10 protein-coding genes are annotated in these 14,628 nt (G+C 55.8%); 8 read left to right on the plus strand and 2 right to left on the minus strand.

Annotation, left to right across the window (positions count from 1 at the left end):
- Positions 1-54 precede the first annotated feature (54 nt).
- Positions 55-1,929, minus strand: coding sequence for a molecular chaperone HtpG (htpG, locus tag B2R48_RS18210; protein WP_297003265.1), 1,875 nt, complete (start codon positions 1,927-1,929; stop codon positions 55-57).
- A gap of 283 nt (positions 1,930-2,212) precedes the next feature.
- On the opposite strand from htpG, the gene B2R48_RS18215 reads away from it, so the two are divergent.
- Positions 2,213-2,539, plus strand: coding sequence for an HPF/RaiA family ribosome-associated protein (locus B2R48_RS18215; RefSeq protein ID WP_033067024.1), 327 nt, complete (start codon positions 2,213-2,215; stop codon positions 2,537-2,539).
- Positions 2,540-2,781: 242 nt separating this feature from the next.
- On the opposite strand, the gene B2R48_RS18220 is transcribed toward B2R48_RS18215, so the two are convergent.
- Positions 2,782-3,372 (minus strand): NADPH-dependent FMN reductase, encoded by a 591-nt coding sequence (locus B2R48_RS18220; protein ID WP_297003270.1) that lies wholly within the window; start codon positions 3,370-3,372, stop codon positions 2,782-2,784.
- A 114-nt stretch (positions 3,373-3,486) separates the two neighbouring features.
- Here B2R48_RS18220 and soxR point away from each other — a divergent pair, with 114 nt between their 5' ends.
- The 7 genes from soxR to B2R48_RS18255 all read left to right on the plus strand — a co-directional run.
- Positions 3,487-3,948: a redox-sensitive transcriptional activator SoxR gene (gene soxR / locus B2R48_RS18225; protein WP_062955739.1), complete on the plus strand. Its 462-nt coding sequence runs from the start codon at positions 3,487-3,489 to the stop codon at positions 3,946-3,948.
- Positions 3,949-4,135: 187 nt separating this feature from the next.
- Positions 4,136-7,042: a helicase-related protein gene (locus tag B2R48_RS18230; protein WP_297003271.1), complete on the plus strand. Its 2,907-nt coding sequence runs from the start codon at positions 4,136-4,138 to the stop codon at positions 7,040-7,042.
- Positions 7,043-7,137: 95 nt separating this feature from the next.
- Entirely contained in the window at positions 7,138-7,545 is a 408-nt protein-coding gene (locus B2R48_RS18235; RefSeq protein WP_297003273.1) for an RNA-binding S4 domain-containing protein, read from the plus strand.
- Between the two features lie 201 nt (positions 7,546-7,746).
- Positions 7,747-9,468 carry a peptidase domain-containing ABC transporter gene (locus B2R48_RS18240; RefSeq protein ID WP_297003275.1) on the plus strand — a complete coding sequence of 574 codons (1,722 nt, stop codon included), beginning with the start codon at positions 7,747-7,749 and terminating at the stop codon, positions 9,466-9,468.
- A complete protein-coding gene (locus B2R48_RS18245) occupies positions 9,465-11,606 on the plus strand; it encodes a peptidase domain-containing ABC transporter (protein ID WP_062955736.1) in 2,142 nt (713 codons plus the stop codon). The genes B2R48_RS18240 and B2R48_RS18245 overlap by 4 nt, the downstream gene beginning before the upstream one ends.
- Complete coding sequence (locus tag B2R48_RS18250; protein WP_297003278.1) at positions 11,603-12,958, plus strand: HlyD family type I secretion periplasmic adaptor subunit; 1,356 nt, start codon at positions 11,603-11,605, stop codon at positions 12,956-12,958. Before B2R48_RS18245 ends, B2R48_RS18250 begins: the two co-directional genes overlap by 4 nt.
- A 143-nt stretch (positions 12,959-13,101) precedes the next feature.
- On the plus strand, positions 13,102-14,628 hold a 1,527-nt coding region (locus B2R48_RS18255; protein WP_297003280.1), incomplete at its 3' end, for a hypothetical protein.

A 14,628-nucleotide genomic window follows, 5' to 3' on the forward strand; every position in this document is an offset into this window, starting at 1 on the left:
AAAACGGCGCATCTGATGATGCGCCGTTTTGCAAAGATCGAATGTTCGGGGCAGTTAAGCACCCAGACCTTTTTCCATCACCAGATCAAGGCGGCGGGCGAAGCTGACCGGATCGGGCAGGGCTTCGCCTTCAAGAATGCGGGCCTGATCCAGAAGCAGCAGGGCTGCGTCATTCAGGATCGGGGCCTTGGCATCCTTGGTTGCGATGTCAGACAGCTTCTTGATCAGGCTGTGCTTCGGATTGATTTCAAGGATGCGCGGGCTGACTTCATCAACACGGTTGTGCTGTTTCATCAAACGTTCCATGCGCAGATCCATGCCCATCTCATCGGCAATCAGACAGCAGGCCGAACTGGTCAGGCGATCAGATTCGCGGACATCCTTGATCCCGTCGCCAAGGGCGACCTTGATGGCGGCAATCAGGGCAGATGCATCGCTTGCATCCTCATCCTTCTTGTCGTCCTTGTCCGCATCCTTGTCATCGGGCTTGATGTCGTTGAGGTCCGCACCACCACGGGTGACCGACTTGAAGTCCTTTCCGTCAAACTGGCCAACAGACGGCATCCAGAACTCATCGACCGGATCGGTCAGAAGCAGGACTTCGATCCCCTTGGCGGCAAAGCCTTCGAGCTGCGGGCTGCGTTTAAGGGCGTCGATATCCTCGCCGCTGATGTAGTAAATGGCCTTCTGGCCCTCTTTCATGCGTTCGACATAGTCGGCCAGCGTCGTCCAGCCATCACCATGGGTCGAACGGAACCGTGCGAGTTTAAGGATGCGATCACGGTTGGTCTGGTCTTCGTAAAGGCCTTCCTTAACGACCGAGCCAAAGTTTTCCCAGAAGGTTTCATAACCCTCAGGATCTTTCTTGGCGGCCGTTTCAAGTTCGGACAGGACCTTTTTGGTCAGGCCGTTCTTGATTTTGGTCAGAAGCGGATGGTCCTGCAACATCTCGCGCGAGACGTTAAGGGGCAGGTCCTGACTGTCGACCACACCGGATACAAAGCGCAGCCAGGGTGGGAGAAGTTCATCGGCACCTTCGGTGATGAAGACCTTGCGGACATACAGCTTCAGATGGCCTTTGCGCTGCGGATCATACAGATCGAACGGGCGCATGGTCGGCAGATACAGAAGGCCGGTATATTCAATTGCACCTTCGGCCTGATAGTGGATGGTTTTCCACGGATCATCAAAGGCGTGCGAGGTGTGCTTGTAGAATTCCTTGTATTGTTCCTCGGTGATCTCGCTTTTCGGGCGGGTCCAGAGTGCGGATGCCTCGTTAAGCGTTTCGTCACCGTCGCCTTTCATCAGGACCACCGGAATGCCGATATGGTCGGAATAGGTTTTGACGATATGGCGCAGGCGGTGTTCGTCTGTGAATTCCTTGTTATCGTCGCTCAGATGAAGGGTGATCTGCGTGCCGCGCCCTTCCATCTCGGCTTCGGAAATGGTGTATTCGCCCTTGCCGTCAGAGGACCATTTCCAGGCCTGATCATCGCCAGCCTTGCGGCTTACGACTTCGACCTTGTTTGCCACCATAAAGGCGGAATAGAAACCGACACCAAACTGACCGATCAGATCGACATCCTTGGCGTTCTCGGACTTCGAGACGGCATCAAGGAACTTGGCGGTGCCGGAATTGGCGATGGTGCCAAGGTTTTCGACCAGATCTTCCTTGTTCATCCCGATCCCGTTATCGGCAATCGTCAGAACATTGCGGACATTGTCCGTCAGCAAGCGGACCTTGAATTCAGCGTCGCCAGCGAGCAGTTCCGGTTTGGCAATCGCTTCGTAGCGCAGCTTGTCGCAGGCATCAGAAGCGTTTGAGATCAGCTCGCGCAGGAAGATGTCCTTGTTGGAATAAAGCGAATGGACAACGATATCGAGCAGGCGGCTGACCTCGGCCTCGAACCGCATTTTTTCTTCCGTCATGACCTCTTGTTTCTCCTGTAATTCAAATAATTATAAACCCTCCCCGATTGAGGCAGAGGGTCAACCAACTCAACGGTCTGGTTTTAACCGAGCTTGATATGCGTCAACGCACCTTGCAGCGCAAGTCCTGTATCCTAAGTATAAATATAGACGGTTTTTAACAGGGGCGTACAAACCACACAACAACGCCCCTAAAAATCCCGAAACTGCAAAGTTTTCGGGGGTGAACGGCAGGGTGCAATGCCCTGCTTTGCGTCCAAGGCTTTAAACAGGAGGCCGTATCATGAAGGTTCCCGTTCAAATCACCTACCGTGATGTTGATCAGTCAGATGCGCTTGATGAGCGTATTCGTTTCAAGGTGCAAAAACTGGAAGAAACCTTCGATCGCATGACCAGTTGTCATGTTGTAGTGGAACGCCCGCACGCGTCGCACAATCATGGAAACCGTTTTGCCGTGCATTTCGGTATCAATGTCCCCGGCAAGGAAATCATGGTTAAACGCGATAGCGCGGACCATGCCCACGAGGATGTCTATATCGCTTTGAAGAACAGTTTCCAGGCGGCCCGTCGCCAGCTCAAGGAATATGCCGACAAGATGCGGAACCACTAGGGTCCCTTATGAAGGCTAGGAAGACAAGCGGGGCGACCAGATGGTCGCTCCGCTTTTTCGTGTGGTGGCACGAGGTGGTAAAAAGGATGTATCAGCCCGGCATTGCGGGGTGGGGCGAGGGGGAAACAGTGCCGGACTGATACGGGGTGTTGAACCGGCCGGGAGATGCCGGTTCAATTAACGGTCGAACGCGCGCCATGTGGTTGGCAAAATGCCAAGGCCCGGTGCATCAGGTTTCCGGGTCATGATGCGATCGCCTCAATGAACTGGGCTTTGCTTTGCGGATAGCGCGCCTCACGCAGGGCGCCTGCCCACCACTTCAGATCGGTGATCATGTGATGCAGGGCGGCGTTGGTGCCATCAAGGTCCTTGGGCAAGCCGTTCTCATCAAACTTGTCCCATCCCTGGGCAAAGCTGACCACGTCGCGCATTGTCACTGCGTGCAGTTCGGCAAAGACAAGGCGCAATTGCTCAACAGCGCGCAGCCCGCCGGACACGCCGCCATAGGACACAAAGGCAACGGGTTTACGCTTCCATTCCTGTTTGGCGGCATCGATCAGAAGTTTTAATTCGCCCGTGAAGCTGTGATTGTATTCCGGGGTGACCACAACAAAGGCGTCGGCTTCTGCCAGCGAGGTGTGGAGCTGCTGAACCGAAGGGTGGCTGGCACCAACTTGGGCAGCAGGCAAATTCAAAACAGCCGGGTCAATCGTTTCAACAGACAGCTCGCGATCAGACTTCAGGGTTTGAACAGCCCAGTTGCCAACCGTATCGCAAAAGCGGCCTTCACGCGCACTGCCGAGGATAACGGCGATGTTAAATGTCTCTTTCACGGCTTTGACTCCTTGCTAATTTCGCTTCATTGAGTAAGGTTCTAAAACCTCAACTAATGTTAAGGTCAAGCATGTTTTTTGAACTTGTCCAAAACAGTGACGGGAGCAGGAAAAATGGCGGAGAAAGGCGTGTTGCAGCGCTATTTAAGTGTCGGAGAAGTTGCGCGCCGGTGTGGCATTGCCGTGTCGGCTGTGCATTTTTATGAACGCAAAGGTCTGATCAGCTCCATTCGCACCGATGGCAATCAAAGACGTTTTCATCGCGGGGTCTTGCGTAAACTGGCGATTATCAAGGTTGCCCAGAAAACCGGTATTCCGCTTTCGGAAATCGGCGACGCGTTTGAAAAGCTGCCCCCCAACACGGTGCCAACTGCCAAGGATTGGGAAAAGCTGTCCTCGCAGTGGCGCGATGACTTGAATGACCGGATTGAACAACTGACCCGGCTTCGCGATCAATTGGGGCAATGTATCGGCTGTGGCTGTCTGTCGATATCCGATTGCCCGCTGCGCAACCCTTATGACGAACTCGCCGGGGATGGCCCGGGGGCACGGTTGCTGGAAGTCGAAGAAGAGTAAGTCTCTGTCCCCGCTGTTACTGTCCTGGTCTGCTGGTGCGAGATGAGACAGTCCAGACGCCGCATGGTATGCGCATCGTACATTGGCCCGGCGCGGGCAGAATGCTTGACATCGCGCCGGATCGCGTGTTGAAAGGCCCAATGATTGCGACGGCCCGGATCATTGGGCTGTCGATTGGAAAAGATTGATGCAGATTTCAACCCGAACCGGCCCACGTATCCTTGCCATATTGGGGCCGACCAACACCGGCAAGACCCATCTGGCCATGGAACGGATGTTGGCGCATACCACCGGGATGATCGGGTTCCCGCTCAGACTTCTGGCGCGCGAAAACTATGATCGCGCAGTGGCCAAGGTCGGCAAGGGGGCGGTGGCATTGATCACCGGCGAAGAGCGTATTCTTCCCAAAACGGCCCGCTATTTCCTGTGTACGGTCGAGGCGATGCCTATCGCCAAACAGGTCGATTTTCTTGCGATTGATGAAATCCAGATGTGTGCGGACCCGGAACGCGGCCATGTCTTTACTGACCGGCTGTTGCACGCGCGTGGTCGGTCGGAAACCATGTTCATGGGGGCGGAAACCATCCGCCCGGTGATCCGCAAGCTGGTTGACAATGTTGAATTTGATCGGCGCGAACGCTTTTCGACCCTGACCTATAACGGAGCCAAGAAAATACAGCGCCTGCCGGCCCAGTCGGCCGTGGTGACGTTTTCTGCCCAGGAAGTTTATGCCGTTGCCGAGCTGGTGCGTCGCCAGAAGGGCGGGGCGGCCGTGGTTCTTGGCGCGTTGAGCCCGCGCACGCGCAATGCCCAGGTCGAGATGTTCCAGAATGGCGAGGTCGAGCACCTGATCGCGACCGATGCAATCGGTATGGGCTTGAACCTTGATCTCAACCATGTCGCGTTTGCGGCAATGAAAAAGTTCGATGGCAAGTTCAATCGTGGTCTGACGGCGGCAGAAACCGCACAGATCGCGGGCCGTGCCGGACGTCATATGAATGACGGCACGTTCGGGGTGACGGGGAACCTTTCGGGGATTGATCCCGACATTATCGAGCAGATCGAAGAGCACGAGTTCGAACCGCTTGCAAAAGTGTTCTGGCGCAATGCGCGACTTGATTTTCGAACCGTTGGCGCGCTCCAGAAATCGCTGCGCAGGCGTTCGGATGACCCGACGCTTATTCTGGCGCGTGAGCCGGTTGACGAGATCATGCTCGATCACCTTGCGCGCAACGAGGATGTCGCACGTATCGCAACCGCGCCTGATCGGGTACAGTTATTGTGGGAAGTCTGCCAGATTCCCGACTTCAGAAATATCCATACCGATGCCCATCCGAGGCTGCTAACATCTATCTATCGCTATCTTGCGAAACCCGGAAGCAAACTGCCCATCGACTGGCTGGGCGAACAAATCTTGCGTCTGGATCGTTATGATGGTGATATTGACCAGTTGTCATCACGTTTGGCAGGTATTCGCGTCTGGACATATGTATCGCATAAGCATCACTGGCTCGAAGATGCCAATCATTGGCAGGAACGCACGCGGGCCATTGAGGACAAGCTCTCAGATGTGCTACATGAACGCCTGACCCAAAGGTTCGTTGACAGACGAACCTCGGTTTTATTGAAAAGTCTCAAGGACAAGTCTGAACTCATGTCTACCATCACTGCGAATGGTGAAGTACAGGTCGAAGGTGAATTTGTCGGCCGTCTTGACGGATTCCGTTTCATTGCTGATGAAACCGATGCTGCTTTTGAAGGCAAGGCAATCGCCAGTGCCGCACGTCGCGCGTTGACCGGCGAAATCGCCCAGCGCGTTAAACAACTTGAAACCGACGAAGACGACAAGTTCGCGGTTAACGGCAAGCTTGAGGTCCTTTGGAACGGTTCGTCGGTTGGTGTTCTGAAAAAGGGTGACACGGTCTTGTCGCCCGAAGTTCAGGTGATCGACAGCGAGTTCTTTGACGGTCCGACCCGCGAACGGGTGCGCACCCGTCTGCAGAATTTCGTCAATGCCCACATTGAAACGCGTCTGAAGATGCTGACCCGCCTGCGCGATTGTCAGCTTTCCGGACCGATTCGCGGTCTTCTGTTCCAATTGAACGAAGGCCTGGGCTGTGTGCCGCGTTCGGAACTTGAAAGCCTGGTCAAGGACCTGTCTGACGAGGACCGCAAGGCGCTTGCCAAGCTTGGTGTGCGACTGGGTGTTGAAACTGTCCATGTGCTTGACGCACTTAAACCGGACCCGGTCGAGCTGCGCGGCATTCTGTGGGCGGTGGCACGTGAACTTGAAGCCCTTCCTGAATTGCCGCCGGCAGGCCGGACATCGGTCCCCAATGATCGTGCGAATTCCAAGGGGTTCTATCTGGCGGCGGGTTACATGCCGGTCGGTCCGCTTGCTGCGCGTGTGGATATGCTGGAACGTTTTGCGGCCCTTCTGCGTCAGAAAGCGCGTGAAAATGACGGCAAGGTGCGCCCGGATCCGGATCTTTTGTCCCTGCTGGGCTGCACGGTCGAACAGGCCGAAGGTGTGTTTACCGCACTTGGCTGGCGTGCCGAGGTAACCAAGGTCAAGAAATCCGAACTTGAAGCCAAGGAAGCCGATAAAAAGGCCGAAGAATCCGCCAAGGAGGGCAAACCTGAAGCGGAAAAAGCCGAAGCCGAAACTTCTGATGCCGCGGCAACCGAAGCCAAGGCTGATGCCCCGGCCGAGGAAGCCGCACCGGCTGAAGCAAAGGCAGAACCGGCAGAGGTCGCTGCGGACGCGTCTGCAGAAGCAACGTCGGAAACGCCGGCGGTTGAAACCGATGCCGATGGCGACGAACTGGTCGAAGTCAAATACTTCGTCCGGGTTGATCGCCGCAAACGCGGTGGCGGGCAGAACCGTGGTCAGCGCGGCCCGCGTCAGGAAGCCCGTGGCGGCGGCAAAGGTGGCCCGAAAGGCAAGGGCGGCAATCGTCCAAACCAGGGCGGCAAGGGTGGTCGTGGCGGCAAGCCGGGCGGCGGTCGCAATCATGCCCCCGAAAAAGCCAACCAGATCAATGAAGATTCGCCATTTGCCAAGCTCAAGGAAATGCTTGAAGCCAAGGGCTGATCATCTCAGATATCGTGGCTGTGCGGCGACCCTTGTGGGTCGCCGTTCTGCTTTCCAAGTGTGTTGTATCCCGTTAGTGCAGGAAATCGTTGGCCGTGGCGGAACAGGCAGAGAAGCTCAGGATTGATAAATGGCTATGGCATGCGCGGTTTTACAAAACCCGGTCGCTTGCCAGCAAGGCCTGCCAGTCGGGCCATATTGTTTTGAATGGTCAGTCGGTTTCCAAGGCAAGCGTCACGATCGTCGTCGGTGACCGCCTTCAGTTCTTTCAGGGCCCGCATCTGCGTGTGGTCGAGATCATGGCCCTTGGTCAGCGTCGTGGCCCGGCGCCGGAAGCGCAGACCCTGTATGCCGATCATTCCCCGCCGCGGATGCCAAGGAAAGAAGTCGCATCTGACATCCGCACCGCCCCTGTTGCCGAACGTGAAGCCGGGGCGGGCCGTCCGACAAAGGCTGAGCGCCGGGCACTCGACCGGTTGCGCGGCGAAGGTGGTGATGCTTAAAATGGTCTGGCGATACTGACGTTTATCCTGCCGCTGATCCGTGGCCGGCTATTCCCGGTAAGATATAGATCATATCAGGTTGTAATATTGCCACGATCTTCTTGCGTCTGGTGAGGCTATCCAGTATGCATCCTATCTGATGGTATATATCCACCACTTTGGTGTGGTGGATCTTGTAAAGTTCTGGAGCTTGCCAGCCTGATGAGACGTCGGTCTCGATTAAATATCGGTGCATTGTCGCACTTGCGTACCGGTCGCTTTGCACTGTTGATCACGGCTTTGGTGATCAACCTGCTGACGCTTGCCCTGCCGATTACGCTGTTGCAGGTCTATGACCGGGTGCTGCCGCACAGTTCGATCCCGACGCTGACGCTTTTGATCTTTGGGGTTTTGGGGGCAATTATCCTTGAAGCGATCATGCGTCTCGGGCGGGCATATATCTCGTCGCTTTCTGCGGCAAAGTTTGAGCATCACAGTTCACAACAGGCGGTAGGGCATCTGCTGGCTGCAAGTTTGACCGATTACGGGAAAACGGCGCCGGGGCTGCATTTGCAGCGTCTTAACAGCCTGAACATGCTGCGCGATTTCTATTCCGGTCAGGCGATCGGGGCGGTTGTCGACCTGCCATTTATCGTTCTGTTCCTGGCTCTGATTGCGGTGATCGGCGGATATCTGGTCTTTGTGCCGCTGGCCATTCTTGCGGCGTTCCTTTTGACTGCGGTGTTTTTGGGGCATCAATTGCGTTCAGCCCTTGATGACCGGAGCCAGTCCGATGAACGGCGTTACAACTTCATCATCGAGACCCTGACGGGCATTCACACCATCAAATCGATGGCGATGGAAAACCTGATGATCCGTCGTCATGATCAGCTCCAGTCACAATGTGCGGGTGATGACCTGCGTGCAGCACGATCCGCGCATGCTGCGGTTAATGCCAGTGCGACATTTTCCATGCTGACCATGGTGCTGGTGGCGGCGATGGGCAGTGTGCTTGTGATTGACGGAGAACTGACGGTTGGTGGTCTTGCGGCCTGCACGATGCTGTCGGGGCGTTCGATCCAGCCATTGCAACGCGCCATGACCCTGTGGACACAGTTCCAGAACATTCGTGTTGCGCGCCAGCGGGTCAATGAGCTGTTTGAGATCGAAGAAGAAGACGAACTCGGTGCGTCTGACATGCCGCTGCTTGATGGCAAGATCGAACTGCGCAACGTTGCGTTCTCGCACGCTGACGGCAAAAAAATCTTTGAAGATCTGGATTTGAACGTGGAGCCCGGTGAGTGCATCGCGATTACCGGCGACAATGGAACGGGCAAAACCACCCTTTTGTGGTTGTTGATGGGGGCCTTGCGCCCGGATCGGGGTGACGTGTTGCTCGATGGCAAGAACCCGGCAGATTACTCCGCCGAATCCACCCGTCGCCAGATTGCCTATCTGCCGCAACATGGTGTGATGTTCAAGGGAACGATCCTTGAAAACATTACCGGTTTTCGCAAGGAAATCAGTGTGGACCGCGTGATCGAGATTTCGCGGCGTCTTGGACTGGACAGCATCGTTATGCGCATGCCCGAAGGCTATGACACCGAGGTCGGCGGGCAGGCATCCGAAACATTGCCGCGCGGGGTGAAACAGCGCATTGCTGTTGCCCGTGCCCTGATCGACTATCCGCGGATTGTCCTGTTTGACGAAGCCAACAGTTCGCTTGATATCGCGGGCGATAACATCATGACCAGCCTGATGATGGAGCTTAAACGCCACTGTACGCTGGTGATGGTATCGCATCGACCGTCGCTGATTGCGATGGCCAATAAACAGTACCGTCTGATCGACAAGCATCTTGTGCCTGTTCTGCGTCGTACCAACAAAACCGCTGCCCTTGGCGAGGATGCCAAGTCGCAAGCGGCCGGGACGGGGGTACGATGAAAAAACTCGAAAACATGGACTTTGCGCTGAACTATCGCATGGGCCTGGAAAGCACGGACGCGCAGTCCGATTTCGACGCATGTGTTTGGCCTTTGCTTCAGGCGCTTGGTTGGCGCGGATTGCCGCGTCAGGTTGCCGAGGCCCTGCCGCACATGGATCAGGCGCTTGATCTGACCGATTTCCGAAACGTTCTGGCGCATCTGAACTATCAGTCGCGCGAAATCGATGCGACGTTTGATCTGATTGATGAACGGATGATGCCCTGTCTGTTCGTTCCCGACGAAGGCACGGCCCTGGTCGTAATCCGCCCCGAAGAAAATGGCGTGCGTGTCTTTGACGGTGGCACAGACCGGGAAATGGTCATCAAGCTGTCGGCCATTCCGGGCAAGATTTATCAGTTTTCGGCGGCGGATCGTCGTGAACGTTATCTCGAAGATGATAAACGCGGCTGGTTTGGCGGCATTGCCGACCGGTTCTCGAAGCTTGGTTATCAATTGCTGACGATGACCTTTGTGCTCAACATCATGGCACTGGCGACGCCGATTTTCATCATGGGTATTTATGACCGGGTGATCGGAACGCGCTCCATTCCGATGTTGATCCAGTTTTCCATCGGGATCGGGATTGTCCTGATCCTGAGCTGGGTTTTGCGTACCTTGCGAAGCCAGATTGTCAGTCATTTCGGTGCACGGCTTGATACACTGGTCAGCGGTGCGATTTTCGAACGTTTGTTATCCTTGCCACCGGCCTTTACCGAACGCGCCCCGGTCGGCGTGCAGATTTCACGCATTCGCGATTTTGAAAGCGTGCGCGAATTTTTCACTGGGCCGATGGCTCTGGTGGTTATGGAAATTCCGTTCGTCCCGCTTTTCCTGATTGTCATGTTCTATCTTGGCGGCTGGCTTGCCCTGATCCCGATTGCCCTGATCGGGGTGTTCGCCCTGATCGGTATCGTGGCATTTCCGATTGTCGCGCGCCGCGTGTCCGAGTTGGGCCGGCATGGTGCAAGCCGACAGGAGTTTCTTGTGGAAACGGTCGGCAAGATGTCGGCCTTGAAATACACCGCATCTGAAAAACGCTGGCTTGCGCGTTTCCGCGATATATCTGCTGATACTGCCTATGCCGGTTATCGCGTTGCCATGGTCAATAACGTGATCAACACATCCGCACAGGTTTTGATGATTACGTCCGGTGCGCTTGTTCTGGCGTTTGGGGCGCAACGCGTGATGGATGCGCAAATGAGCGTCGGTGCGCTGGTGGCATCCATGATGCTGGCATGGCGGGTTCTGGGCCCGATCAATCAGGCATTTCTTGGATTGCCGCGACTGGCACAGTTGCGTGGCAGCGTACGCCAGATCAACCGGTTGATGACCATCGCGCCGGAAGGTGATCTGGTGCCGCGTTCGGTCGAGCAGCATCGTTTTGACGGGGCGGTGACATTTTCACGTGTCAGTTTCCGCTACACTGCCGATTCCGACCCGGCACTGGTCGGGGTGAACTTTGAAATCAAGCCTGGGCAGGTCGTGGCAGTTGTTGGCGCCAATGGTGCCGGTAAATCATCCCTGATCAAGCTTGTGGCAGGCATGTACCAGCCCCAGGCCGGCGCGGTTCTGATAGATGGGGCCGATATCCGTCAGATGGATCCGCAAACCTTGCGTCAGGCCATTTCCTATGTGCCGCAGGATATCGAGTTTTTCCGGGGATCCATTGCGCAAAACCTGCGTTTGGCCAACCCGGTGGCCGCGCCTGATGATTTGCGGATGGCTTGCATGGCGGCTGGCATTCTTGATGAAGTCGAAGCGCTGCCCAACGGTTTCAAGACCCGTGTCGGTGATCAGCATTCTTCGCGCTTTTCTGCCAGTTTCCTGCAGCGTCTGGCGCTTGCGCGCGCGCTTGTGCGTGAAGCGCCAATTATTCTGTTTGATGAACCAACCAATGGTCTGGACCAGCGGGCCGACCGTGCCTTCCAAAGCACGATCAATCGCCTGCGCGGTGGTTCGACCATCTTTTTGATTACCCATCGGCCAAGTCATCTGGATTTGGCAGACCGCATTCTTGTCCTTGATGGCGGACAACTGCGCGGGGACGGCCCGCCCGAACGCATCAAGCAACAAGTGATAGACGGAGGCTACCTATGAGTGATGCAGCAGTTCGGGATACTGCGATCCAGCGGTTCCGGCGCTCGCGGCGCATGGCGCGCTATTTGTCGCATGCCGTGTTGCTTGAAGAGGGGGGCATTTCCGTCTTTGTGCGTTCCGCCATGGTGATGCTTTCGGTCGGCTTCCTTGCCTTGATCGCATGGTCTGCGACCACCGAAATCAAGGAAACTGCGATCACGTTCGGGCAGGTCATGCCAACCAGTGCGGTCAACAAGATCCAGCACCTTGAAGGCGGCATCATCGAAGAGATCATGGTGCGCGATGGCGACCTTGTTGAAAAGGGTCAGGTCCTTCTTCGCCTCAAGGCCGATGGGGCGCAGGCGGAGCTTTCCCAGACCGAAACGCGGCTGGGTAATTTGCAGCTTGAAGCCGAAAGGTTCCGCGCGCTGGCCGAGGGGCGCGAACCGGATTTCACAATTCTTCATGAACGCTATCCGGAACTGGCGCAAAATCAGGAGGAAATCTATCGCATTCAGACCGAACTTGATGCGAACCAGAATGAAATCCTTCAGGTTCAGATCAAGGAACGCAATGCCGAGTTGGCCCAACTGAGCGAGCAGGAAGCAACCCTTCGCAAATCAGTTGATTTGCTAAGCCAGGAAGTGACGATGCGCCGTTCGCTTTATGAGCAGGGGCTGAATTCCAAGGTTCTGTTTCTTAATATCCAGCGTGAGCTGAACGAGGCACAAGGCAATCTTTCCGGCGTGGTTGCCGAACAGGCCCGTGCACGTGAAACCATTGCCGAGGCGAAGCTGCGCCTTAATGAACTTGAGAAAAGCCAGCGCGAAGAATCAATTACCGAGCTTGGCCGATTGGGCGGGGAAATTGCACAGGCCCGTGAAGCATTGCGCAAACTGCGTGATCGCGTGGCCCGACTTGAAATCGTCGCGCCAACGCGCGGCTACATCAAGGGCCTGCAGTTCACGACCATCGGCGGGGTCATCGCGCCAGCACAGGTGGTGATGGAGCTTGTCCCGATTGACGATGTGCTGATTGCCGAAACCCGCATTTCGACCGAGGATATCGGTCATGTTCACCTTGGTCAGCCGGTGACGGTCAAGGTCAGCGCGTTTGATTTTATCCGCTATGGCGGGATTCAGGGTGAATTGGTATCGATTTCGGCCTCTACTTTTGTTGATGAAGATGGACGTCCGTATTATAAGGGTAAAGTAGCGCTTGAAGCCGATGCTGTCGGCGAAGGTGCTTCAGCTCAGAAGATCATACCCGGGATGACGGTTCAGGCCGATATTCAGACCGGGGAGCGTACGCTTCTTCAATATCTGTTGAAGCCGGTTTATGTCTCGCTTGATCAAGCGTTTAGCGAACGCTGAGCAAAATTCTGGTCCCGCTGGAAATGATCTCATTTCTACTGCCTGGCCGTACATTTCACTGGTTTTTATCAGTGATTCTATACTAAGGTATAGAAGTGTGGGCCGGGGCTATCCTGTCCCGCGCTTTACGGAGAATGGGTTAGATGGCGGACGATCTTCGCGATACTGAAAGTTCTCGCTCTGACGACGGTCGGGGTGATCTTGACAACGCGGCCGCGCAGGAAGAAATCGAGCGCGGGCTTGGTCAGGATGGCGACGCGGACGAACTGGTCGAAATGCATGACGATCAGGACGGTTCTGCGCGTCCGCAAGATCAGGAGCAGGAACTGGGATCAGTGCATTACGGCACCCAGGTCCGAAATCCGCAAGCCGAAGAACAGCAGGCATTTCTGCGTCAAAATGCCGCCGCCCAGCGTCAGGAGCGTGCGCAAGCCCAAGAGGCGACTGAACAGCAGACCCTGTCTCAGATTGAAAATGCCGAGATTGAGAACAATCTCGATACCGGGGCGGACAGCTTCGAAAGTAGCGGTGGGAACGACGGTGCTGATGAGCTTTCGTTGCAGTCTGAACCCAGCGCGGTCGAGTTGCCCGAGGTCCCGCTTTCGACCAATGATACGAATGCGCTGCGTGGCGACCGTGAAGATGCCGGTCCCGCCACGGATGATAGCCTGCAACCCGATTTTGTGCCGCCAGCACAAGAAGCACCATCAGCAGAATCTGCAGTCGTTGAAGACGACCTTGAAGAAGATGACGAGCTTCTTCTCGATGACGAAATCGACACCGAAGACGAGATTGAGGTTGAAGAGCCCAAGGTCGCCGATGCACCGAACCTGAATGCTGGCGATGTGAGCGGTGCGGAAGACAGCGCGATCACGCTTGATCTGTCGGCGTCGCTAAATGACCTAGATGGCGGAAGTGAAACCCTGTCCATCACGATTTCCGGCGTCCCCGACGGTGCTGTGCTTTCGGCCGGGACAAATAATGGCGATGGTTCATGGACGCTCTCGCCCGGGCAGTTGAGCGGCCTGACCCTGACGCCGCCGGAAGATTTCAGTGGCAGCATTGATCTTGATATCGCGGCAACCAGTCGTGAAGCCAATGGTGATACGTCAACCGTCAATTCAGGCTTCACGGTTGACGTCACGGGTGTTGCTGACGGTGCAAACCTTGCTGTTTCTGACGCCAGTGGCCGCGAAGACAGCGCGATCGCGCTTGATATCGATACCGAGCTTCTTGATGGCAGCGAAAACCTCTCGATCACCATCGAAGGTGTGCCCGAAGGTGCTGTGCTCTCGGCTGGAACAGATAACGGCGACGGCACCTGGACGCTTGATGTTGATCAGCTTGAAGGCCTGACCATTACACCCGCCGAGAATTTCAGCGGCGATATTGACCTTTCCGTTCTGGTTTCGACCACAGATGGCGATGATTCCGCTGTCGTGATGGAAAACCTGACCGTCGAAGTTGAAGGCGTTGCTGATGCGCCGACGCTGGATGCTTCGGATGCATCGGGCAACGAAGATAGTGCTATTGCTCTCGACATTGATGCCGGTCTGACGGACTCCAGCGAGACGCTGACGGTGACGATCTCCGGTGTGCCGGATGGGGCATCATTATCTGCTGGCACCGACAATGGCGATGGCACGTGGACGCTGGGTTCCGACCAGCTT

It is taken from the genome of Thalassospira sp. UBA848, assembly GCF_002295455.1.
Lineage (GTDB): Bacteria > Pseudomonadota > Alphaproteobacteria > Rhodospirillales > Thalassospiraceae > Thalassospira.

Bases quoted from the DNA above. Each gene is read 5' to 3' on its own strand.
- htpG (WP_297003265.1), bottom strand. From the start codon at position 1,929: ATGACGGAAGAAAAAATGCGGTTCGAGGCCGAGGTCAGCCGCCTGCTC.
- B2R48_RS18215 (WP_033067024.1), top strand. From the start codon at position 2,213: ATGAAGGTTCCCGTTCAAATCACCTACCGTGATGTTGATCAGTCAGAT.
- soxR (WP_062955739.1), top strand. From the start codon at position 3,487: ATGGCGGAGAAAGGCGTGTTGCAGCGCTATTTAAGTGTCGGAGAAGTT.
- B2R48_RS18230 (WP_297003271.1), top strand. From the start codon at position 4,136: ATGCAGATTTCAACCCGAACCGGCCCACGTATCCTTGCCATATTGGGG.
- B2R48_RS18240 (WP_297003275.1), top strand. From the start codon at position 7,747: ATGAGACGTCGGTCTCGATTAAATATCGGTGCATTGTCGCACTTGCGT.
- B2R48_RS18245 (WP_062955736.1), top strand. From the start codon at position 9,465: ATGAAAAAACTCGAAAACATGGACTTTGCGCTGAACTATCGCATGGGC.
- B2R48_RS18250 (WP_297003278.1), top strand. From the start codon at position 11,603: ATGAGTGATGCAGCAGTTCGGGATACTGCGATCCAGCGGTTCCGGCGC.